The following is a 22988-nucleotide window of genomic DNA, read 5'->3' as shown; positions in this document are numbered from 1 at the left end:
TATATATCTTTAAAACTTTATAAATAACGGATATTTGCAGTAAACTAAGAGTTTGTTATAATTAAATAACCTAGTTAAAAAATAAAAAAATATATTGATGTGCATTATTGCTAGTTGTATATATCGTACTACGACAGTAATGTATTAACCCATTAAAAGAGAGTTGATTTTTTATGAGCACACAACCTAAAAAAATGAATAAGACAGAATTTATTGCTTTTATGACTGAGCATGGTCACCACCATAAACATCAGGGGCATAAATCATTTACAAAAGCTGATGCAGAAAAGGCACTTAATTGGGTGCTTGAATCTATAATTTCTGCTACTAAACATCAACATAGTGTTAATATCACAGGTTTTGGTTCGTTTGGAATACAAAGCAGAAAATCAAGAGAAGGTCGTAATCCAAAAACAGGAGAAAAAATGACCATACCTGCTTATAAGCAACCTGTATTTAAAGCTGGAAGTAAAATTAAAGAAGCTTGTAATAATAAGTAATTTATATTCTTTTCCTATAGTACCGCAGTTAAGCCTGAGGTACAGTCGTGGGACTGTTAGCAGTCCTATAGCTTTAGTAATATAATTATGTTTCAAGGATCATGGCATTACAGGAAGCCTTAACTATTAGTTTATATGATAATTGAGCATCTAGAGTTTAGTTTAAAACATAAAAAGCTACATAATAGCTGGCTTATTGAAGCAGAAAATATAGAACAAGCTTTAAAAGATATAGAGAAATTCGTATGTTTAAAGCTTTTAAAGAATAATATCCCTCTTGAAAATAATCCAGATTATCATCTTATTGTTAGGGAAGTTTCTGCTACGTCTAATGCTAAGAATATCTCTATTGAGCAAATAAGAAAATTACAGGAGTTCTTAAGTAAAACTTCTGCAATTTCAGGTTGTAAGGTTGCTGTAATTTATTCAGCAGATCTTATGAATCTGAATGCTGCAAATTCATGTTTAAAGATTTTAGAAGACACACCTAAAAATAGTTATATATTTTTAATTACTTCAAGAGCTTCAAGTATAATTTCTACAATCAGATCTAGATGTTTTAAAATTAGTACTAAATCATCTGAAAGACATTCTGAAGAAGAATTATATTCTAAATTTATTCAGCCCATAGCAAATAATGAAAACTTAAATTCTAAATTAGAGTTTATTAAGCAATTTAACGCTAAAGATAGAGAGTTATGGTTAGATTTTACTGATAATATACTCCTATTAATGAATAGAATTCTAAAAAAAACTTCAAATATTGATATTGAGTTTTCTGATTTAGAAAATAAAATATTTCATGCATTACCGAATCGTAACCTTTCTTATCTAATTCAAAAATTTGCCGATATAAAAAAGCTGATATATAACACAATCGATTATGATCTTGATTTAAAAACAAGCTGTATATTAGTGATGGAAGAGTTTTCTTAAGGTATAGCTTAATGCGATAAGGTAGTGACTTTTTTAAGAGCATAGTAAACCGCATCAAAAAAGTGCTCAAAATTATAAACAGTTTTTCTTATTTCGTTCTTGATTTTAAACCAGTAATGCTCAATAGGATTTAAATCAGGAGAGTAAGTTGGTAAAAATAAAATACTACAACCAACAGATTTAATTAACGTTTTCACTTTTGTACTTTTATGAAAATTAATATTATCCATTACTACTATCTGACCAGGCTTTAACTCTTTGATCAATATCTCTTGTACATAAGTTTCAAAAATGTCCTTATTACATGTCCCATCAAATATTATTGGGGCAATAATATCTTTGGCAGACACCCCAGCAATCATACTAATCCGTGATTTATGTTGATAGACCCTTTCACCATAACATCTTTGACCGATAATGCTCCACCCGTGTTCTCTACAGCTATTATCTTCTATCCCAGATTCATCGATAAATACTAAATCTTGTTTGTCTATAGTTTTTAGTTTCAATATAAACTCATTCCTTAGACCAACATCTCTTTTGGGATGAAGAAAAGTTTTTTTTATAACTATAACCTAATTTATTAAGCAATCTTGATATCGTACTTGCAGATACTTTTTGACTCCAGTTGTTAGCTAGTTCCATGGTGGTTTTATCAAAATTTAATTCTATAAATTTTTTAAATCCCTCTATGTCTCTTATTATTCTACGATGTCCTGTATGATAACCACTTTTTGCTTTGATATCGCCGGTTTGTTTCTTTAATTTTTTCCATTCTATTATAGTCTTCCTACTAATAGAGTATATCTCAGAAGTCTCTTTTATTGTTTTACCATCTGTTAAACTTTTTATTACTCGTATTCTTAAATCGTATGAATATGCCTTTGCCATAAGTTTTTCATTTAGTATAATCTAACTCATACTCTAAGTCATTATCTTATCGCATTAAGCTATATTACAACAGAACAAATATCATAGCTGGTTATGTTAATAAAGAGTGTATAGCACCGATGATATTTAATGGAACATGTAATAGACAATTATTTGAAAGTTGGGTTGGAGAATTTTTAATAAAAGAGCTAAAACCTGGACAAGTTGTAGTGATGGATAACGCTGCTTTCCATAAGTCTCAAAGGACCAAAGAACTAATAGAATCAGTAGGTTGTAGGATAATATTCTTACCACCTTACTCCCCTGATCTAAATCCAATAGAGAAATTTTGGGCCAATATGAAGCGATGGATTAAAGCTACAATTACTCAATTTGATCAATTATATAATGCTTTAATTCAATTCTTTAATACGCAAACTTCAACTTAATTTACCATAGTCAAAACCCACGATACAGCTTCTTTCCTTTCCACAGCTACTTTACCTTTCGTTGTAGCCTCATTTGTTGAAACTATTTTTTTATTCGATAAATCATCTGTATTTAAAAACTGTAATATCTCAGCTGAATTCATATTTTTAATTTTATTCTCTACATCTATCGCCGTATCTTGCTTATCCTGCTTATCCTGAATCTTACTACTTTTTAAGCTATCGTTGTTAGACCCCTCTCTCGATTTAAAAACTCTAATATCTGTTTTGAATCCATATTCTTTATCTGATCTTCAATATTAACACTATTAACCTTAACATTACCCTGATCACTGACCTCTGATGGTTGTATTTCATCTGTATTAAGAAATGCTAACGCCTCTTTTGAACTCATCTGTTTAATCTTTGCTATAGCATCATAAACCTCTAGATTATTATTTTGATCTAGCTTACTACTACTATCTGCAACTACTTTTTTATTGCTCTTATGCGACACTCTAAATAATTTAGTGATAAAATGTCTGATTTTATTTTCTTTCTTTGCCTTAATATCATTCTGATGTCCTTGATCCTTACCATCCTGTGTTATAATAGGCTCTACTTTGCTAAAAGCTTCCCGGTGATTTGCTAATTGTTCCTTGTAAAAACCATCTAGTGGTTTTGTCTTACTGTCTTTTCTACTCATTGTCTTATATCCCTATATTACTAAATTGTTCTATTATTCGTTAATTGATTTCACTTTTCTTTAAACTGCTTAAATATTCTAAAATATCTAAATAACCGCTGCCTGCTGCAAGTGATAAGGCAGTATCTCCTTGATGATCCCTAAAATATATATCAGCACCATCTAATACATACTCTCTCACTTTTTCTATATCTTCCTCTGCCGCAGCTCTCATTAATTCTTGATTAAGATTCTGTATTTCTGCTTTTTTCATAACCGCCACCTTAAATCAAAATTAGATATTTATTTTTAGCTTCATACTCCCCGCATGCGATATATATCTTCTCGCTTTACTACCATTATAAAATATATCCATTTCTATATTCTTCGATTTCACACTAAATCCCGTACCATAGCTAAAGTTCACTCTAGACCTGCTAATACTGACATCAGGTAATACTTCATATTAGTAGCTTGCTGTATCCAAAATCTAATCACAGGCATTTTTGCAGCTACGTTCTTATGTACAAAACCATAAATAACAGGGGTTATACTGACACTGTTACTCAATGAATAATCATAATTCATCTTGATACCTGCCATTGTCTCTATAATTCTTTCTTTCGTTCTTGCAACAGATAAATTGTACTCTTCCTTTGCTCCCCCTTCTGATACTTCATCATATGCCGCATCTCGTATCTTGCTGTATTTTATGCCTAATTGCGGCACAATCTTTAGTCGCTCAGATAATTTATATTGAGTGCCAACCATGCCCTGAATGATATTGCTATATGCCTTATGACTACTTATAGCACTACTGTCTAAACCTCTTTGTGCACTGCTTTTTATATTACTTATGCCGTATATCCCTATACCACTTATGAATATGTTTTTATTGTATGGCTCTATCTGTCCATATAATGTATAAAAATCACTCGTTACTTTCGATCTATCACCTAACTTGTTATTACTGAATTTCAGATGGTTATCTGCTTTCGTATAACTCATACCAAGCAGCATGTTATCTTGAGCATAAGTATCAAGGTCTATTGTTATTCCCCGACTATGAGAATGATAACCGCTGATGCTCCCAGTTTCTTTTTGAGATGCCCTACCAATAATAAGATTTATGTAGCATCCGCTATCCATGCCTGTCCCTGATGCTTCCGTATCATCATCGCCCGCTGCTACTGCCGCCATCCCCATAACCTCAAATCTCTTCGATATATTAGATGACAAGGCATCTGTATTATGATTAATCGCATGCGAGGCTATTTCTACTCTAGCAGTATCAGTATGAGCGGGATCTGTATGATCTGCTTGCTGAATAATGGCATTATTACCTATAGCATCACTTGCAGCCTCTAGTGCTACATTTGTTACCTCATCTAAATCATAAGAATCTGAAACTATAGACATTGAACCTTGCTCATTTTCATCTGCACTAGTCACAAATAGGTCATTGCCTACCTCTAAATCAGATAGTTGTGCTACTTCCTGCCCGATACTAGGAGCTGTATCTTGAATATCAGCATGCTCTGCCCGATCTTCTAAATCCTGCATAGCTTCAAACTCACGGTAATTTAACTCTAAGTCCTCGTCACTAATACTTTTAACTACACTCTTGGGTATTGCATTGGCTAATACAGAATCTGCCTCCTCGCAAGTATCTGCAATCATCTCTGATAAATGACTAGTAGTTCCTAGCTGTTCAGGATAATATGATAAAGCTTCTACAACGAGATCATCGTCATCATAAGACCAGTCTTCTATAGATTTAATGCGTTTGCTTTCTTCTGATGCCATACCTGAGTGATCCCGCCCATATAACGCAGTACTAATCTCATTATCATCCCATGTTAAATCTACTGCATCATCAGCATAATTAAATTCATGCTTAACCTGCTCTTTGTTCTGTATTCTCTCATGATTTACTACATATTTGCTTGGTAACTTACCAGAACTCTTTGGCTTTTTAATACCTCTGAGTAACGTTCTTCTATCTAATTCAGGTAAGCTATCGACAAGGCTACTACTCGCCTGCACCTCACTTGTTGCTGTTAATACTGATATTGCCGCTATCCATACTCTAAGTACTTTATCTATCTTGTTTCTGTGCTTTTTCATAATATCCTCTCTGTCTAATTATTCGTATGCATACTTATCTCATAAATCCAAAGCTATAATTATCCCCTACTTTTACTCCCGTATATTGCTGATGATAACTACATTCCTCTATTGCTTTGTGAGCAGCAACATTCAATTGCATCCCTTGATTGCCGCTTTCTACCTTCTTAAAGCCTGCAAGCATATTATGTTTACAGTACAAATCTTCTTGCCTCCCTTGAGCAGATACCGCTTTCTGCAACGCATCAATCCCTGTAGTCCCATTACCAACAGCGTAATAACTACTGGCTAAACCATAGTAGTATGCTCCCTCCCTCGGCTTTAACTTTATGGCTAATTTAAAACTTTCTATTGCCTCATCATATCTGAAGGTTTACACCTCAATATCAAATCTATTATTTCTCACATTGCTGCTACTATAGTTACTACCATTACGAACTTTTACTCTTTCCATCCCTAATACTGGATCTATATCAATAAAGAACGTAATGTCCGGCATTATAGAGGGCATGAGCTTTTTATGCAAGCTGTATACGAGTTCCATACCACCATCAATCTCTAATCCTTAATACACGACCGTTGAGTCAATGAATCTATCGCATATCACCGTATAGCCCGCTTCTATTGCAGGAAGAATCTTTTTTACAATATGATCATAGCGTGCTGCTATAACTTGTAATAACTCCGACATCGGCAGTAAATCTCTATGTACCAAGATACTACGCATCTCTTCAGCAATTTCTGTTCCTCCAGGCTCCCTAGTTGACATAACAGGAATGTTCTGAGTACTTAAATATTCCTTTAACATGCGACATTGTGTGGATTTACCACTGCCATCTACACCTTCTAATGTTATAAATCTGCCACGTTTAACTCTATTAGTCTTGTTCATGGTTATTACCAAGAATACTTAATTATTTATCTTTCCCTGTCTTGATTACTCTTGCTTTGCGTGATAGTCGAAACCCAAGATACAGCGGATTTATTTTCTACAGCTACTTTGCCTTTCGTTGTGACCTCACTTGCCCCAACTATTTTTTTATTCGATAAATCATCTGTATTTAAAAACTGTAGAACCTCTTTTGAATTCATTTGTTGGATCTTTTCTTCTATAGCATCGTAAGCCTCTAGATTATTATTGCGATCTAGCTTACTACGCTCATCTGCAACTACTTTTTTATTGCTCTTATGCATGTCATTGCTAAAATAAAAGGGACCAGTAAATTGCACGAAAAAGGGACCAGAGAAGTTGGTGTGACCTAATAAGGTTAATGTGCAATATTCACTAGATAATTAAGCAAGTAAATATCTAGTGATACAATGATAAGAATAAATATGTATACAACAATTATCACCCTTTATAAACAAGGCAATAGTCAAAGGAATATTGCCAAACTAACAAGAACAGACCGCAAAACAGTACGAAAAATAATAAACCGCTATGTAGAGGCTGGTACAGAATCCCCAGCAATCTATGAACGATCTTCAGTTTTGGATTTTTGGCACGAAAAAATAATTGAGTTATTAGAAAAAAATCTAAGTTACATAAGAATTTTTGAGGAGTTAAAAAATCAAGGTTATACAAGCAGTTATACTTCTTTGACCCGTTATATCAAAAAATATAAAATTAAGGATAACAGTTGCATTCGTTTTCATACTTTAGCAGGAGAGGAAGCACAAGTAGATTTTGGTGACATAGGCTTACAGTATAATTCTAAGGGGCGTAGAGTTAAAGCATATGTATTTAATATGCGTTTAAGCTATAGTCGCCTTGATTATTATGAAGTAGTGTTTGATCAAAGTTGTCAAACATGGATTCAATGTCATATCAATGCATTTAATTATTTTGCTGGTAGTCCAAAAGTAATAAAACTTGATAATCTTAAAGCTGGAGTGGTAGATGCCAATTTTTATGAGCCAGTATATCAGAAGGAATATAAGTGCTTAGCCGATCATTATGGAATTTTACTTTCTCCTTGTCGAGTTTATCAACCGCAAGAAAAAGGCAAAGTTGAGTCGGGAATAAAATACGTTAAAAATAATTTTTTTGCTGGTCGTAAATTTGATAGATATGAAGAATTAACACATGGTCTTGCAAATTGGTTAAATAAGGTCAATAGCCGAATACATGGTACTACTAAGAGAATACCTAGAGAACTGTTTGAGCAAGAGGAAAGAAGTAGTTTAATTCCTTTACCATTAGAAACTTTTGATTTGTCATCTTGGCATAATCGAAAAGTAGCAAAAGATTGTCATATTACCATAGATAATAATTATTACTCTGTACCAGCAAAATATATATACAGTGATGTAATGGTACAATTGTCCCCAAAACTTGTTCAAATATTTTCTATACAAAATGATTTAATAGCAAGACATGTTAGAACAGAGGGCAAGGGGATATTTACCACTAATCCGTCTCATTATGCCAAACACAAACGTCTATGCCCAGGTTTTATAGAATATAGTGAACATTATCAACAACAAATGCAGCAGATAGGGAATAATTGCAGTTTATTATTAGAATCATTACAACAAACAAGAGTGAATGATTGGCAACGTTGTGCCAGAGGCATCATTTCTTTACGTAAGGTTTACAATGATGACTTAATAGATAAAGCCTGTCATAGAGCACTACATTATGGTATAAGTTCTTACTCTAAAATTAAGAATATTTTAAATAGTAATGCAGTAAACTTACCATTACCAGAGTTTGGAGGTAATAATGCAGAACTTATTTAATGACCTACGAAGCTTTAGATTATCAGGTATAGTCAATAGTTTAAATGAAAGGATTATTTATGCTCAAAATAATAAACTAGGATTTAAAGAATTTCTATCACTATTATGTGAAGATGAAAAATCTAACCGTAAGGATAATAATTACCGTCGCCGTAAAAGTGCTGCTAAATTACCGGTAACTAAAAATTTAGAAGACTTTGATTTTAATTTCCAACCAAGTGTTGATGCCAAAGTAATAAGTGATTTATCAACTTGTGATTATATTAATACTAAGGGAAATGTAATATTCATAGGTGATTCAGGAACTGGGAAAACTCATCTTGCCATCGGGCTAGCATTAAAAGCTTTAACACGAGAATACTCTGTATATTTTACTACGGTATCGGATATGCTTTATAATTTACATATTGCAAGAGCAGATAATAGTTATCACAAAAAGGTTAAATTACTCCTATCGTTTGATTTATTAATTCTTGATGAGCTCGGGTTTAAGCAATTGCCAAAACATTCAGTAGAAGACTTTTTTAATATTATTGCTAAACGATATGAAAATAAATCTACCATTATTACCACAAACAAGGATTTTGAAAAATGGAATGAAATATTTGCTGATGAAGTATTAACTCATGCAATTATTGATCGAGTGGTACATCATGCTCATATACTAAACATAAAAGGTAAAAGTTATCGTATTAATAACTATAAATCTGGAGGTAATATGGCATAAAAATTTTTAAATATAGTGGTCCCTTTTTGACGTAATTTACTGGTCCCTTTCTAATTGACAATGACATGCAAAACTCTAAATAATTTAGAAAGAGCTCTCATAATCTTACTTTCTTTCTTTGCCTTAATGTTATTTTGTTCTCCTTGGTCCTTACCATCCTGCGTTATAATAGGCTCAACGCTCGCAAATATCTCTTTATGGTTCTCTAGTTGTGCTTTATGAAAATCATTTAATTTATTCTTCTTGCTTTCTTTTTTACCCATTGTCTTATATTCCTATGTTATTAAATTGTTCTATTTATTCGTTAATTGATCACTCTTGTCTTCAGACTGCTTAAATATTCTAAAATATCTAAATAACCGCTGCCTGCCGCAAGTGATAATGCAGTATCTACTTGATGATCCCTAAAATATATATCAGCACCACGAAGCACAAGCTTTTTTACTATCTCTAAATTACCTTGTGATGCAGCTCTCATTAATTCTTGATTAAGATTCTGTTCTACTTGTTTCATACTCACCACCTGTGGTAAAAAACTTAAATATTTGCGTTTTAGCCTATGAAGATAGTATGGTAGCTACGCACTACCACGCAGGCATTGATTCCTAATACTCACCTAATAAATCTGTTTTAGTTAGATCATCAGTCACAGCTTTATCGTTTTCTGAATCAACAAGCAATACTGCATTATCAACACTCACAAATCCCGCCCTATCCTGTACTTTTTGCATAAACTCTTTAATCACTTGAGTTTTTTTGCTCATGATTAAATCTATATCCTGCCTTAAGTAAGGCTCTCCTGAGTAACTTGACATATACCCTGATTTAATCTGTAAACCTTCAGATTTGATCTGACATATTAAGATTGAAATTAGATGAGTTTGTGGGTATGTAGATAACTGAGAAGTTATCTATCATATCCATAAACTAAATATAAAAATCAATTAATAGGAAAAATATGTCAAACTATGATCAAAAAATAATCAAACCTAAATTAGGATTATTAGAACTTGCAAAACAACTAGGCAGTGTTAGACTGCGTGTAAAGTAATGGGCTATTCAAGAGATAGCTTTTACCGATTTAAAGAACTGTATGAGACAGGAGGAGAAGCTGCACTTACAGATATAAGTCGTAAGAAACCTATACTTAAGAATCGTGTATCAGAACATATAGAACAAGCAGTAATAAATCTTGCTATAGAAAACCCTGCTCTTGGTCAGCTTCGTGCTAGCCAAGAGTTATTGAAACAGGGTATTATAGTATCATCTAGTGGGGTGCGTTCTATTTGGCTACGCAATGATCTTGAGACCTTAAAGAAAAGACTAAAGCGTTAGAAGCTAAATCCGCACAGGATGGTATCTTGCTTACAGAAGAACAACTAGCTGCTCTAGAAAAAGCAAAACAAATTAAAGAAGCACATGGTGAAATAGATACGCAGCATCCAGGGTATCTTGGTTCACAAGATACATATTATGTAGGTAATATGAAAGGTGTAGGTAGAATCTATCAACAAACATTTATTGATACTTATTCTAGAGTTGCTATCTGTAAACTTTATACTGATAAGACCGCAATAACATCTGCTGATATTTTAAACGATAAAGTGATACCGTTCTTTAATAATCATGAAGTGCCGCTACTGAGAATCCTATCAGATAGAGGAACAGAATATTGTGTCAAGGTAGAAAGTCATGCTTTTGAGTTATATTTGGCTATTGAAAATATTGATCACACTAAAACTAAAGCTAGATCTCCTCAAACTAATGGAATATGCGAAAGATTACATAGAACTTTAAAAGATGAGTTTTATGATATTGCATTCCGTAAGAAGATTTATAACTCATTAGAGGATTTACAGATTGACTTAGATCAATATTTAAACAAGTATAACAACGCAAGACCTCATTCTGGAAAGTTTTGTTATGGAAAAACCCCTATGCAAACTTTCAAGGATAGCATCAATATCGCTAAAGATAAGTCTATTAATTCTTACTTATCTGACAGCTCTCTTGCTGCTTAATCAATCATTGTCTGTCAGGTCAAGTGTAGTGTTTTACATATGCAATAGTTGAGATTTTATCTTACATTTAGTAAAATAAATTAATTATTAAATGGAGATAAGAAATGAACTTAAATCAAAAAATAATAAAGCCAAAATTAGGATTACTAGAACTCGCTAAGAGTCTTGGTAGCATATCATCAGCATGTAAAGCGATGGGCTATAGCAGAGATAGTTATTACAGATTTAAAGAACTGTATGAAACTGGTGGTGAAGAAGCGTTGTATGAAATTAGTCGAAGAAAGCCAATAATAGCCAATAGAGTTGATCCAGCGATAGAGAAGGCAGTAATGGATATGGCAATAGAATATCCAGCATATGGTCAGCTAAGAGTATCAAATGAGCTTAAGAAGAGCGGTATACTTGTATCACCTGGAGGAGTGAGATCAATTTGGTTACGTAATGATTTAAACAATATCAATAAAAGGCTTAAAGCATTAGAAGCAAGGATGGCTCAGGATGGTATTGTACTTACTGAATCTCAGTTACAAGTACTAGAGAAACGACGTAGCGAAAAAGAAGCCCATGGCGAGATTGAGACACAGCATCCAGGTTATCTAGGATGCCAAGATACATATTATGTAGGAAATTTTAAGGGTATAGGTAAGGTTTATTCTCAGGTATTTATTGATAGCTATAGCAGAGTAGCTGATGCTAAACTATATACTGATAAAACAGCTTTAACTGCTGCTGATATGCTTAATGACCGCGTGTTACCATGGTATGAAACTCAAGGCATACCAATACTTCGTATTCTGACAGATCGCGGGTCAGAATATAAGGGAAATATAGAGCATCATGCTTTTGAATTATTTCTAAGTATCGAAGGTATAGAACATACTATTACTAAAGCATATTCTCCTCAAACAAATGGTATGTGTGAACGTTTTAATAAAACTATGACACAAGAATTCTTTGATACAGCTATGCGGAAAAGGATCTACACTGATCTTGATGATTTACAATTAGATCTTGATATTTGGTTAGAGCATTTCAATAATGAGCGACCACATTCAGGAAAATATTGTTATGGTAAAACGCCTATGCAAACTTTTAAGGATAGTAAGAAATTAGCTATTGAAAAGAACAATGAAATCTTATATCTTGAATACTCATCTGACAGTCATAATTTATCAGATATTCAGATATAATTTTTATAGTGTCTGTAAGATCAAATCTTGACTTCTACATTTTTAAAAGCTTATATTTAGCAATTGATTACATGACCAAAAAATGGTCAATGCCTATGCCAAATTGGAATGCGGCTATGGCTCATTTTTTAATAAAATTTGAAGATAGAATCTAGTCCTTTGAAAAAGTTTACACACTTAATTGGGAAGACTCCTTTTTGCTACGTCGTTTCTCTAGTACTTGTAACTGAGATTCAGTAAGTACAATACCATCCTGAGCCATCCTTGCTTCTAATGCTTTAAGCCTTTTATTGATATTGTTTAAATCATTACGTAACCAAATTGATCTCACTCCTCCAGGTGATACAAGTATACCGCTCTTCTTAAGCTCATTTGATACTCTTAGCTGACCATATGCTGGATATTCTATTGCCATATCCATTACTGCCTTCTCTATCGCTGGATCAACTCTATTGGCTATTATTGGCTTTCTTCGACTAATTTCATACAACGCTTCTTCACCACCAGTTTCATACAGTTCTTTAAATCTGTAATAACTATCTCTGCTATAGCCCATCGCTTTACATGCTGATGATATGCTACCAAGACTCTTAGCGAGTTCTAGTAATCCTAATTTTGGCTTTATTATTTTTTGATTTAAGTTCATTTCTTATCTCCATTTAATAATTAATTTATTTTACTAAATGTAAGATAAAATCTCAACTATTACACATCAACCAACTAGGCGAAAAGAGAAGATATTGATTAAATTTAAGCATCCTAATGCAGCACAATGTACATTATCACTGATGGGAAAAGTTAGAAATATATTTGCCATAAATGTTGGAAGATATACTAAAACAGCACCTGACCAAAGAATTGCATTTGCATCCGCTAAATCCATTTGGGATGAAGCTACTCAAAGACTTCTTGCTGTCTGAAATCTAAAAATATTACTCTTTTTGACACTATGTTACTTAACTTGACGATGCCATCCAAAACTATAATTATCCCCTACTTTTAGCCCTGAATATTGTCGCTGGTAATTATATTGTCCTTGCTCCTTACAAGCACTAATGTTTAATTGAATCACTTGATCCTGATTGCTCTCTTTTTTAATACCTGAAAGAATATTGGTTTTGCAGTAAATATCTTCTTGCTGTCCTTGAGCAGATACCGCTTTCTGCAACGCATCAATCCCTGCAGTCCCATTACCAACAGCGTAATAACTACTAGCTAAGCCGTAGTAATATGCTCCCTCCCTCGGCTTTAACTTTATTGCTGCCTTAAAGCTTTCTATTGCCTCATCATATCTCTTAAGCTTATGAAGCGTATTACCTCTGTAATAATGAAGACTGGCATTTCTTGGCTCTACTATCAAAAGCATCCCAAATACCTTCAAAGCTTCCTCATATTTACCTTGATCTAAATAGTTGATGCCTTTCTTCAAGCATGTTTTTTGTTCCTCCTCACTCATACGCATGCTTCTTTGGATATAATTCTTATTTGTCATATTCGTCCTACCACTGTTTTAGAGTTAACATCTTGTGTTATTTATAATTCTCTGCCGTTAAATGAGCATTGCTGCTAATGCTACTCTAATGTCATATCTACTAAATCTTGCTCTATTCCAAATGCACGTAATATATGTTCTTTCATCTTTGTATAGGTGATATCTGAAGGGGCATCGTCAAGTTAAGTAACATAGTGTCAAAAAGAGTAATATTTTTAGATTTCAGGCAGCAAGAAGTCTTTGAGTAGCTTCATCCCAAATGGATTTAGCGGATGCAAATGCAATTCTTTGGTCAGGTGCTGTTTTAGTATATCTTCCAACATTTACGGCAAATATATTTCTAACTTTTCCCATCAGTGATAATGTACATTGTGCTACATTAGGATGCTTAAATTTAATCAATATCTTCTCTTTTCGCCTAGTTGGTTGATGTGCATTCTCAACGCGATTATTTAATCTCTTATTAGTTCGATGTTTAGTCCTAGGACACATAAGCTTAATCAGTTTAATGTAACTCTTGAGCTTATCAGTAACAATTACTCTTGGAGCTGGGTAATTGCCCAATAATCTTAATAAAAAGCGAATAGCTGATTTCTTGTTGCGTCGCTTCTGTAGCAATACTTCTAATTCATGTCCCTCAGAGTCAACAGCCCTCCATAGTATGAATACTTCACCTTTAATCTTAATGTTCATTTTATCTAAATGCCATTTATCAGTTGGCTTCCGCTCTCTCCTTCTGATAACATCTTGAAAATAAACTGCAAATTTGTTGCACCAAAATCTTACTGTCTCATGACTCAAAATAATACCTCGATATGCCATCTGTTCTTGAACATCTCGGTAGCTACTATTAAAACGATGATATAACCATACTGCATGGCTAATGATGCTTGCTGGAAAACGATGTCTCTTCGGAGCTTGAGTAATACGCATAATGGTGAAATTTAGAGATAAATGGTTACTGCTATTCTATAAATTATTCCATGCATTTGCTCAATACTTAATTTACATCTCTCTTAACTTGACGGTGCCCATCCGCTAAATCCATTTGGGATGAAGCTACTCAAAGACTTCTTGCTGCCTGAAATCTAAAAATATTACTCTTTTTGACACTATGTTACTTAACTTGACGATGCCCTGGAATATTACAGTTCTTTATGAAACATATTCATGAAAGAGACTTACTTAAAAGATGGTATGAAGTAGCTGATCTATTACCTGAATTTGCTAAGTTAAATATTGGTATTGATTACCTAGAGCTGATATTAACCTATACATTGATTAAAATAGAAAAATCTGATAAAATAGAGTTAGAAAAAATATTAAAATCTCGTTTAAATAACCAACAAGGAGAAAAACTTATGATTAGCTTAGCTCATCATTGGGAACAATAAGGTGTAGAAAAGGGCATGCAGATTGGGGAAGCTAAAGGTCTACAGGTTGGTAGAAATGAGGGAAAACACGAAAGAACGATAGAAGTAGCTAAAAATATGCTTGCTAATAATCTGCAATAGTTGAGATTTTATCTTACATTTAGTAAAATAAATTAATTATTAAATGGAGATAAGAAATGAACTTAAATCAAAAAATAATAAAGCCAAAATTAGGATTACTAGAACTCGCTAAGAGTCTTGGTAGCATATCATCAGCATGTAAAGCGATGGGCTATAGCAGAGATAGTTATTACAGATTTAAAGAACTGTATGAAACTGGTGGTGAAGAAGCGTTGTATGAAATTAGTCGAAGAAAGCCAATAATAGCCAATAGAGTTGATCCAGCGATAGAGAAGGCAGTAATGGATATGGCAATAGAATATCCAGCATATGGTCAGCTAAGAGTATCAAATGAGCTTAAGAAGAGCGGTATACTTGTATCACCTGGAGGAGTGAGATCAATTTGGTTACGTAATGATTTAAACAATATCAATAAAAGGCTTAAAGCATTAGAAGCAAGGATGGCTCAGGATGGTATTGTACTTACTGAATCTCAGTTACAAGTACTAGAGAAACGACGTAGCGAAAAAGAAGCCCATGGCGAGATTGAGACACAGCATCCAGGTTATCTAGGATGCCAAGATACATATTATGTAGGAAATTTTAAGGGTATAGGTAAGGTTTATTCTCAGGTATTTATTGATAGCTATAGCAGAGTAGCTGATGCTAAACTATATACTGATAAAACAGCTTTAACTGCTGCTGATATGCTTAATGACCGCGTGTTACCATGGTATGAAACTCAAGGCATACAATACTTCGTATTCTGACAGATCGCGGGTCAGAATATAAGGGAAATATAGAGCATCATGCTTTTGAATTATTTCTAAGTATCGAAGGTATAGAACATACTATTACTAAAGCATATTCTCCTCAAACAAATGGTATGTGTGAACGTTTTAATAAAACTATGACACAAGAATTCTTTGATACAGCTATGCGGAAAAGGATCTACACTGATCTTGATGATTTACAATTAGATCTTGATATTTGGTTAGAGCATTTCAATAATGAGCGACCACATTCAGGAAAATATTGTTATGGTAAAACGCCTATGCAAACTTTTAAGGATAGTAAGAAATTAGCTATTGAAAAGAACAATGAAATCTTATATCTTGAATACTCATCTGACAGTCATAATTTATCAGATATTCAGATATAATTTTTATAGTGTCTGTAAGATCAAATCTTGACTTCTACAACTATTAACGGATTCCACAGCATTAGTTGTATAAATTATTTTCCTTATTTCTTCTGGATATCCTAAGAAAATCATTAAATTATCCCAGTGAATGTACCAAGATTTAGCAATTTGATGATATTGTTTATTCCATTTAGATTCAAAAGCCTCTAAAGCGGAAAGTGCTTCTTTTTCTGTGCTAGCTGTATAAATAGGTTTTAAATCACCAGCAAGCTCTTTCCGGTCCTTGTATGATACATATCTTAAACTATTTCTAATTTGATGTACAATACATAATTGATGCTCCGTCTTTGGAAAGTAGTAGCATCTACTACTTTCATCTATATTTTTACTTGATACTTTGTTCTCGTGTTTTGTCGCTGTTAATTATTCTGTACGGAAAACATATGTTTTACGACATAGTAACTATCCTCTATTTACAAATATAGCTTAATGCGATAAGATAGTGACTTAGAGTATGAGTTAGATTATACTAAATGAAAAACTTATGGCAAAGGCATATTCATACGATTTAAGAATACGAGTAATAAAAAGTTTAACAGATGGTAAAACAATAAAAGAGACTTCTGAGATATACTCTATTAGTAGGAAGACTATAATAGAATGGAAAAAATTAAAGAAACAAACCGGCGATATCAAAGCAAAAAGTGGTTATCATACAGGACATCGTAGAATAATAAGAGACATAGAGGGATTTAAAAAATTTATAGAATTAAATTTTGATAAAACCACCATGGAACTAGCTAACAACTGGAGTCAAAAAGTATCTGCAAGTACGATATCAAGATTGCTTAATAAATTAGGTTATAGTTATAAAAAAAACTTTTCTTCATCCCAAAAGAGATGTTGGTCTAAGGAATGAGTTTATATTGAAACTAAAAACTATAGACAAACAAGATTTAGTATTTATCGATGAATCTGGGATAGAACATACTATAGTAAATTAAGTTGAGGTTTGAGTATAGGGATGATATATATAAAGGAAAATGCCAAGATCATATAGTCAAGATTTTAGAAAAAGAGTTATAGGATATGTAGAAAGAGGTAATAGCTGCAATAGCACTGCGATAAGATTTGAAATAGCAGCAAACACAGTAAGGAATTGGTATAAGAGATATAAGTCCGAAGGACATTATTTAGCAAGAAGAATAGGAGGCAAAAAAGGACGGGTAACAAGTCAAGATGTTGAGTTGTACGTGAGTTCTAATCCTAATTTCACATTATTAGAAATGGGTACGTATTTTAATATGAGTTCTGTGGGTGCGTATTATTGGTTAAAGCAACTAGGTTTTAGCTATAAAAAAAAGACTTTTCCTACTTGGAAGCAAGTCAAGAAAAGCGAGATAAGTACCAAGAGGTCATAAAAGATACACCAATAGAACATCTTGTATATATTGATGAAAGTGGTATTGAGATAAATATCTGCAAAGATAGAGGATGGGGCAAAAAAAGCGAAAAACTTATTGGTAAAAAAAGCGGTAAATATTACAACAGAACAAATATCATAGCTGGTTATGTTAATAAAGAGTGTATAGCACCGATGATATTTAATGGAACATGTAATAGACAATTATTTGAAAGTTGGGTTGGAGAATTTTTAATAAAAGAGCTAAAACCTGGACAAGTTGTAGTGATGGATAACGCTGCTTTCCATAAGTCTCAAAGGACCAAAGAACTAATAGAATCAGTAGGTTGTAGGATAATATTCTTACCACCTTACTCCCCTGATCTAAATCCAATAGAGAAATTTTGGACCAATATGAAGCGATGGATTAAAGCTACAATTACTCAATTTGATCAATTATATAATGCTTTAATTCAATTCTTTAATACGCAAACTTCAACTTAATTTACCATAGCTGTAGAGAACACGGGTGGAGCATTATCGGTCAAAGATGTTATGGTGAAAGGGTCTATCAACATAAATCACGGATTAGTATGATTGCTGGGGTGTCTGCCAAAGATATTATTGCCCCAATAATATTTGATGGGACATGTAATAAGGACATTTTTGAAACTTATGTACAAGAGATATTGATCAAAGAGTTAAAGCCTGGTCAGATAGTAGTAATGGATAATATTAATTTTCATAAAAGTACAAAAGTGAAAACGTTAATTGAATCTGTTGGTTGCAGTATTTTATTTTTACCAACTTACTCTCCTGATTTAAATCCTATTGAGCATTACTGGTTTAAAATCAAGAACGAAATAAGAAAAACTGTTTATAATTTTGAGCACTTTTTTGATGCGGTTTACTATGCTCTTGAAAAAGTCACTACCTTATCGCATTAAGCTATACCAAAAAATAAGCTATTTTTATACGATAAACACTGTCGCATTGCTTTGCTGTACGACAACTGACTAAAAAAGGTTTTTCGTACATGCTTGTTGGATATATGAGAGTTTCCAGTGAAAATGATCGTCAAGTGTTCGATCTACAATATGATGCTCTTATTAAAGAAGGTGTCGATCCAAGACATATTTTTCAAGATAAGATAAGCGGAGCGACTTTGCAGTACTACTTATCCTTATCAGTTTTTCCATCCATAACAATTTTCGTTATAACTGTTCTCTCCAACAATACTAATGTATATACTGGATGCTACAAACAGTAATATAATCCCTACTACAATCATCAATGATACTACCCATGATAATTTTCCTTTTAATGCCAAAACCCCTAATCCCATTATAGCAATCATACCAATTATTCGTGTTACATTATATTGAAGTATTGCTATCATAAAGCACATTCTGCTTCCTATAGGCTCTGTATCATCATTTGCTAAAACATCAAAAGAAACAAATACAGTAAAGAATATAGCTAATAATTTCACCAACTATATTACTTAGATTGCCTTTAGTTGTACTATGCATTCAAACTACTTTTTTATATAAAATTTTCTTGAAAGTAATACTTCATCTCTATCAGAATTAATTACCTTGTTTATAGTAAAATATGATATTTGTATTGTCACATATTCAATAATGGAGATGCACAAATTGTAATATAACTGTTGTATCAAAGAGACAAAAAGTACCTAATACAATTTATAGTTTACTAATATCTTCACAAAATCTTAGCTTTCTTTGCAATATCACTCATAGCCATACTCCACAATATCAATCCCTACACTACCAGCCATCCTTCTTATCACATGCGAGTAATTATTCCTAATCCAATCCGCCATAAATCTTGTGGGCATTGTTAGCGTTAGTATGTTGGTTTCTGTACATGTCTTAGCTACAACTTTAGAAAACCAAGCTTGGTCAATGTGATCTCCTAACTCTTCTCTTAATCCCTGTCTGATTTGATTCCACACTGTGTTTTCTGATTTTGCTAAGGATGTATTACTTAAGGCTAAGTGCTTAATAGATTTGTTATTATATGCAATATCAGCTTTTGATGTTTTAGGAGGTTGTAGCATTTTCCTTTCCACTTCCTGTACATAATACCCATTAATGCCCATACTCCACCTTCTTAACACCGCATCCTTCGCTAAGTCTTCGTATCACCTTGCTTTAGCTAGATGAGGATGTCAATTTTGTCTTAAGTAGTTTTTTAATAAATCAAATCCAACTGAGCTTTCTACCTTACTATTTATATATTCATAATTTATTCTTTCATTTTTCATTGGAATTGCAATCTTTACATCTTTGAGTAATTTTGTGTTGCTACATTTTCTATAATAGGTGAATTTCCATGCACTACTTCTTATTGCAGTACATAAAAAGATTTTAAAATGTAGATTATTGTATTCTTCTTTTAGTTTACAAATTAATACATCTGCATTTGCACTAAATTCATAAGGATGATAAAAAGCACAACAAGAAGAACCATTCGCTGAAATTGTAATACAATCTTTATAAATCATATCTTCTGCTATGTTATAATACCCAACAATACCATTATTTGATTCCGTCGTTGTTATAACTGGTATAATACCCTCTGTTAATGAATTAATAGGGGGGCATTTACCTCTTTTTATTTCAGTAAAAAATTCTCTTATATCAAAATTTTTGATATTTTGATCATGGTTATTTGCACTTTGTTTGGATTTTTGTTTATCTTTATTAATAAAAGCTTGTAGCAGGTTTGTTGTAATTTCAAATGTTTGGGTAAAATCACTAGTCGCTTGCAGATAACTCTCAGGGGCAAAATCAACGGTTTCATCATCTTGGGTCAATTTTTCAAATCCAATGACTTTCTCTATTTGATTTACTTTATCATTCATTAAAAGAAATTTTCTTATCCCATCTTGTATTATTTTTATATTTGAAGGTACATTATCAGATAAAACTCTTTTTGCTTTTTTCATAGTGAAACCATCATCCATTATTGCGAATAACGTTTCTTTATTAAAATTGTGAGGTATATGAGCCTGAATAATTATTGCATAAGTCCCTTTTGAAGCAACAGGATAAAATAATTCATCTGATAATTTTATTACTGCTTTTACAGTATGCCTTTTTAATAATTCTCTTCTCCATTCTATTTCTCCATTGCCATTACTTGCAGATGTTATTGTCGAATTCGGAACTACGGCAAATAATAAACCTCCTCTTATCATTTGACTTAGTGCATGATTAATAAATTTATATTCTTGTTCATTCTCTATGGCAAAAGGTGGGTTCATTAATGTTTTTGTTAAAAAAGACTCTCCTATAAATGGTTTTCCTATTTGCTCCTTTAATCCTCTATCATTAATTTTAAATTCTTGATATTTGAGATTGATACTATTTTCTAATAATTCATAATCATGTTTCAATAAATCTATTCTTTTTAATTCATTATTAACTTTTTTAAAATGAGTGTTTAATGTGTTTCCTTCATAAATATTACTATTGCCATCTCCTCTGAATATCATATTCACAAGAGCCAACCCAACTATTTCAGGATCTTGTTCTATTCCATATATGTGGTTGTTCTTAAATTCTGTGATTTGCTCTTCGGAGGCATCTTGTTTAACATCATCAAAAGCAGAAACTAAAAAACCTCCAGTGCCACAAGTAGGGTCGTAAACATAATCATTATGCTTTATATCAATGCAAGTGACCGCAAATTCAGTGATATGTCTAGGTGTTAGAACTATCCCTATCTCTTTAGCATCATTTGCATATTTTAAAAATGCTTCATAGAACTGTCCTAGTACATCTCGACCACTATTTATTGCGGAACGAATATTTAAGTTTTTTAATTCCTGTATTGCATTAACTATTGCTTGCCTATGTTTTATATGATTATCTTTTGAGGTAGGTAATTTTAATTCAATCTCACCTATAAAATTCTCTTTATTATGTTTTGATAATATACTACTAACTCTTGTATTTATATCCTTTATTAAAGTTGTTGGGGCTTTACTGATTTTTAAATATTCATCTTCTGCCAATGCAAGTAACAATGAAGCAATAACCTTCGCTCTACTTCTTTTGTTTATTGCTCCATTATGTAGAATGGTATTAATTTTATTTGCTTTCTCTTGGAATAACTCATCACTTACAACCTCCTCATTTATAGAGTAATTATTTGTATTTATAATTTTATCAATTATTTCTTGAGTTAGAAAACCAGTGGTTTTATATCCATTAATTGTAATTCTATTCCATGAATTAGATTGCAAATAATATGTCTCTACTAAAAAAGAATCTTCCTTATTGCCTGCAACACCTGTAATAAAAAGACAACTATTCTGTTTCTTATTATTTAGCATTTCAGCATATCCCTTTGCTTCTTTAATAGCAGCTTCAATCTCATTATGACCGCTTTTTGCCTCAATAATCCAGTATGCATTGTTTTGTAATCTAATTACATTTTCTGGTACTTTTCTTTTTAAACTATCCTTCAAAAAGCTATCTTGTAGTGCCTCATGCTGGGTGTAAACCTGTCCACTTATATTAAAAGATGGATTTTTAACATTCCAACCTAATTCTTTTAGAGAATTAGGTATAAAAGCATATGCTCTAAATTCACTATTTTTCATTGTTTTTCTTTTTAGTTGCTTTCTTTCTATCTTTGACATCTTTATTTAGTTCTAATAGATGTATTAATTTTCTTTCTCTATAATATCACTCATATCCATACTCCACTCTCTTAACACCACATCCTTCGCTCAGCCTCCGTATCACATGCGAATAGTTATTCCTAATCCACTCAGCCATGAATCTTGTTGGCATTGTTAAGGTCAAGGTTTTGGTTTCCTTGCACTCTATAGCTGATGCTTTTGCAAACCATGCTTGGTCAATATGATCACCTAACTCTTCTCTTAAGGTTTTTCTGATTTGATTCCATACTGCGTTTTCTAGTATTTCTTCTGATCTTGCTGATGATTTGTTACTTGAATCTAGTATTTTAATAGATTTTCCACCAGATGCAATATTTGATGTTATTGTTTTTTGTGGTAGCATTTCTTGCTTCACCTCCTGCACATAATACCTATTAATGCCATACACTGCCTGTAGTAACTCAATATTCTGCTTCGTATCATCTACTATTAAAATATTTGCTGTCATTTACTCTCGCTCCTAATTTAGGAATATTATATTTTTACACAAAAACGTAAATATTTTATATATTTT

At 32.5% G+C, this 22988-nt stretch carries 27 protein-coding genes and 7 pseudogenes; 15 read left to right on the top strand and 19 right to left on the bottom strand.

Going from position 1 to position 22988, the window contains the following annotated elements:
* Positions 1-194 precede the first annotated feature (194 nt).
* Together ACICQC_RS08235 and ACICQC_RS08230 are read left to right on the top strand one after the other, a co-directional pair.
* Positions 195-500 (top strand): HU family DNA-binding protein, encoded by a 306-nt coding sequence (locus ACICQC_RS08235; protein WP_395476652.1) that lies wholly within the window; start codon positions 195-197, stop codon positions 498-500.
* A 135-nt stretch (positions 501-635) separates the two neighbouring features.
* Entirely contained in the window at positions 636-1436 is an 801-nt protein-coding gene (locus ACICQC_RS08230; RefSeq protein WP_395476651.1) for a DNA polymerase III subunit delta', read from the top strand.
* Positions 1437-1444: 8 nt separating this feature from the next.
* On the opposite strand, the gene ACICQC_RS08225 is transcribed toward ACICQC_RS08230, so the two are convergent.
* Positions 1445-2327 (bottom strand): IS630 family transposase gene (locus ACICQC_RS08225; RefSeq protein WP_395476650.1). Its coding sequence is split into 2 segments (ribosomal slippage): positions 1445-1999 and positions 2001-2327, totalling 882 coding nucleotides; the frame shifts between segments, so codons are not numbered across the junction.
* A gap of 119 nt (positions 2328-2446) precedes the next feature.
* Between ACICQC_RS08225 and ACICQC_RS08220 the strand changes: the two genes are divergently transcribed.
* Complete coding sequence (locus tag ACICQC_RS08220; protein ID WP_395476649.1) at positions 2447-2755, top strand: transposase; 309 nt, start codon at positions 2447-2449, stop codon at positions 2753-2755.
* Here ACICQC_RS08220 and ACICQC_RS08215 read toward each other — a convergent pair.
* The 7 genes and pseudogenes from ACICQC_RS08215 to ACICQC_RS08185 all read right to left on the bottom strand — a co-directional run bounded on the left by ACICQC_RS08215 (position 2752) and on the right by ACICQC_RS08185 (position 6740).
* Entirely contained in the window at positions 2752-2898 is a 147-nt protein-coding gene (locus ACICQC_RS08215; RefSeq protein WP_395476648.1) for a hypothetical protein, read from the bottom strand. The genes ACICQC_RS08220 and ACICQC_RS08215 overlap by 4 nt on opposite strands.
* A 71-nt stretch (positions 2899-2969) precedes the next feature.
* Entirely contained in the window at positions 2970-3440 is a 471-nt protein-coding gene (locus tag ACICQC_RS08210; protein ID WP_395476647.1) for a hypothetical protein, read from the bottom strand.
* A 40-nt stretch (positions 3441-3480) separates the two neighbouring features.
* Complete coding sequence (locus ACICQC_RS08205; protein WP_395476646.1) at positions 3481-3693, bottom strand: ankyrin repeat domain-containing protein; 213 nt, start codon at positions 3691-3693, stop codon at positions 3481-3483.
* A 149-nt stretch (positions 3694-3842) separates the two neighbouring features.
* Complete coding sequence (locus ACICQC_RS08200; protein ID WP_395476645.1) at positions 3843-5546, bottom strand: autotransporter outer membrane beta-barrel domain-containing protein; 1704 nt, start codon at positions 5544-5546, stop codon at positions 3843-3845.
* A 34-nt stretch (positions 5547-5580) separates the two neighbouring features.
* The gene (locus tag ACICQC_RS08195; protein ID WP_395476644.1) at positions 5581-5787 is read right to left on the bottom strand and encodes a hypothetical protein; all 207 of its coding nucleotides are present in this window, start codon (positions 5785-5787) and stop codon (positions 5581-5583) included.
* Positions 5788-5967: 180 nt separating this feature from the next.
* Positions 5968-6438: pseudogene (gene tmk / locus ACICQC_RS08190) on the bottom strand (dTMP kinase); the annotation flags it as partial.
* Positions 6439-6464: 26 nt separating this feature from the next.
* Positions 6465-6740 (bottom strand): hypothetical protein, encoded by a 276-nt coding sequence (locus ACICQC_RS08185; protein WP_395476643.1) that lies wholly within the window; start codon positions 6738-6740, stop codon positions 6465-6467.
* Between the two features lie 141 nt (positions 6741-6881).
* Between ACICQC_RS08185 and istA the strand changes: the two genes are divergently transcribed.
* Positions 6882-8288: an IS21 family transposase gene (gene istA / locus ACICQC_RS08180; protein WP_395476243.1), complete on the top strand. Its 1407-nt coding sequence runs from the start codon at positions 6882-6884 to the stop codon at positions 8286-8288.
* Positions 8272-9015, top strand: coding sequence for an IS21-like element helper ATPase IstB (istB, locus tag ACICQC_RS08175; RefSeq protein WP_341790851.1), 744 nt, complete (start codon positions 8272-8274; stop codon positions 9013-9015). Before istA ends, istB begins: the two co-directional genes overlap by 17 nt.
* A 50-nt stretch (positions 9016-9065) precedes the next feature.
* Here istB and ACICQC_RS08170 read toward each other — a convergent pair whose 3' ends face one another.
* The 3 genes from ACICQC_RS08170 to ACICQC_RS08160 form a co-directional block, all read right to left on the bottom strand.
* Entirely contained in the window at positions 9066-9278 is a 213-nt protein-coding gene (locus ACICQC_RS08170) for a hypothetical protein (protein ID WP_395476642.1), read from the bottom strand.
* A 41-nt stretch (positions 9279-9319) separates the two neighbouring features.
* A complete protein-coding gene (locus ACICQC_RS08165) occupies positions 9320-9529 on the bottom strand; it encodes an ankyrin repeat domain-containing protein (protein WP_395476641.1) in 210 nt (69 codons plus the stop codon).
* A 91-nt stretch (positions 9530-9620) separates the two neighbouring features.
* On the bottom strand, positions 9621-9830 hold the full coding sequence (locus ACICQC_RS08160; RefSeq protein WP_395476640.1) for a hypothetical protein: 210 nt from the start codon (positions 9828-9830) through the stop codon (positions 9621-9623).
* 143 nt (positions 9831-9973) lie between these two features.
* On the opposite strand from ACICQC_RS08160, the pseudogene ACICQC_RS08155 reads away from it, so the two are divergent.
* Positions 9974-11036, top strand: a pseudogene (locus ACICQC_RS08155) (IS481 family transposase).
* Between the two features lie 104 nt (positions 11037-11140).
* A complete protein-coding gene (locus ACICQC_RS08150; RefSeq protein WP_395476639.1) occupies positions 11141-12226 on the top strand; it encodes an IS481 family transposase in 1086 nt (361 codons plus the stop codon).
* Between the two features lie 187 nt (positions 12227-12413).
* On the opposite strand, the pseudogene ACICQC_RS08145 reads toward ACICQC_RS08150, so the two are convergent.
* A pseudogene (locus ACICQC_RS08145) lies at positions 12414-12872 on the bottom strand (helix-turn-helix domain-containing protein); the annotation flags it as partial.
* A gap of 94 nt (positions 12873-12966) precedes the next feature.
* Between ACICQC_RS08145 and ACICQC_RS08140 the strand changes: the two are divergent.
* Positions 12967-13146: a transposase gene (locus tag ACICQC_RS08140; RefSeq protein WP_395476638.1), complete on the top strand. Its 180-nt coding sequence runs from the start codon at positions 12967-12969 to the stop codon at positions 13144-13146.
* Positions 13147-13178: 32 nt separating this feature from the next.
* Here the strand turns inward: ACICQC_RS08140 and ACICQC_RS08135 are convergent, their stop codons facing one another.
* Both ACICQC_RS08135 and ACICQC_RS08130 read right to left on the bottom strand, forming a co-directional pair.
* The gene (locus ACICQC_RS08135) at positions 13179-13688 is read right to left on the bottom strand and encodes a tetratricopeptide repeat protein (protein ID WP_395476637.1); all 510 of its coding nucleotides are present in this window, start codon (positions 13686-13688) and stop codon (positions 13179-13181) included.
* Positions 13689-13940: 252 nt separating this feature from the next.
* Positions 13941-14651 (bottom strand): IS6 family transposase, encoded by a 711-nt coding sequence (locus tag ACICQC_RS08130; protein ID WP_395476627.1) that lies wholly within the window; start codon positions 14649-14651, stop codon positions 13941-13943.
* 206 nt (positions 14652-14857) lie between these two features.
* Between ACICQC_RS08130 and ACICQC_RS08125 the strand changes: the two are divergent.
* Positions 14858-15232 (top strand): annotated as a pseudogene (locus ACICQC_RS08125) (transposase); the annotation flags it as partial.
* Between the two features lie 56 nt (positions 15233-15288).
* Positions 15289-16373 (top strand): annotated as a pseudogene (locus ACICQC_RS08120) (IS481 family transposase).
* Between the two features lie 3 nt (positions 16374-16376).
* On the opposite strand, the gene ACICQC_RS08115 reads toward ACICQC_RS08120, so the two are convergent.
* Positions 16377-16670, bottom strand: a complete 294-nt coding sequence (locus ACICQC_RS08115; protein ID WP_395477690.1) for a transposase — start codon at positions 16668-16670, stop codon at positions 16377-16379.
* A 229-nt stretch (positions 16671-16899) separates the two neighbouring features.
* Between ACICQC_RS08115 and ACICQC_RS08110 the strand changes: the two genes are divergently transcribed.
* From ACICQC_RS08110 to ACICQC_RS08090, 5 genes and pseudogenes are all read left to right on the top strand, one after another.
* The gene (locus ACICQC_RS08110; protein WP_395476636.1) at positions 16900-17274 is read left to right on the top strand and encodes a transposase; all 375 of its coding nucleotides are present in this window, start codon (positions 16900-16902) and stop codon (positions 17272-17274) included.
* 124 nt (positions 17275-17398) lie between these two features.
* Positions 17399-17776 (top strand): IS630 transposase-related protein, encoded by a 378-nt coding sequence (locus tag ACICQC_RS08105; protein ID WP_395476240.1) that lies wholly within the window; start codon positions 17399-17401, stop codon positions 17774-17776.
* Entirely contained in the window at positions 17731-18261 is a 531-nt protein-coding gene (locus ACICQC_RS08100) for an IS630 family transposase (protein ID WP_395476334.1), read from the top strand. The genes ACICQC_RS08105 and ACICQC_RS08100 overlap by 46 nt, the downstream gene beginning before the upstream one ends.
* A 5-nt stretch (positions 18262-18266) precedes the next feature.
* Positions 18267-18704: pseudogene (locus ACICQC_RS08095) on the top strand (IS630 family transposase); the annotation flags it as partial.
* A gap of 89 nt (positions 18705-18793) precedes the next feature.
* A pseudogene (locus ACICQC_RS08090) lies at positions 18794-18919 on the top strand (recombinase family protein); the annotation flags it as partial.
* Positions 18920-18943: 24 nt separating this feature from the next.
* On the opposite strand, the gene ACICQC_RS08085 reads toward ACICQC_RS08090, so the two are convergent.
* The 4 genes from ACICQC_RS08085 to ACICQC_RS08070 form a co-directional block, all read right to left on the bottom strand.
* The gene (locus tag ACICQC_RS08085; RefSeq protein ID WP_395476635.1) at positions 18944-19249 is read right to left on the bottom strand and encodes a TrbC/VirB2 family protein; all 306 of its coding nucleotides are present in this window, start codon (positions 19247-19249) and stop codon (positions 18944-18946) included.
* A gap of 261 nt (positions 19250-19510) precedes the next feature.
* Positions 19511-19840: a DnaA N-terminal domain-containing protein gene (locus tag ACICQC_RS08080; protein WP_395476634.1), complete on the bottom strand. Its 330-nt coding sequence runs from the start codon at positions 19838-19840 to the stop codon at positions 19511-19513.
* A 111-nt stretch (positions 19841-19951) separates the two neighbouring features.
* Entirely contained in the window at positions 19952-22393 is a 2442-nt protein-coding gene (locus tag ACICQC_RS08075) for an N-6 DNA methylase (RefSeq protein WP_395476633.1), read from the bottom strand.
* Positions 22394-22478: 85 nt separating this feature from the next.
* Positions 22479-22922 (bottom strand): DnaA N-terminal domain-containing protein, encoded by a 444-nt coding sequence (locus ACICQC_RS08070; RefSeq protein WP_395476632.1) that lies wholly within the window; start codon positions 22920-22922, stop codon positions 22479-22481.
* Positions 22923-22988 lie beyond the last annotated feature (66 nt).

Source organism: Rickettsia endosymbiont of Pantilius tunicatus (assembly GCF_964291875.1).
Taxonomy (GTDB): domain Bacteria; phylum Pseudomonadota; class Alphaproteobacteria; order Rickettsiales; family Rickettsiaceae; genus Rickettsia.
The sequence above is the reverse complement of the archived record's forward strand: the minus strand, read 5'-3'. Positions and strand labels throughout refer to the sequence as shown.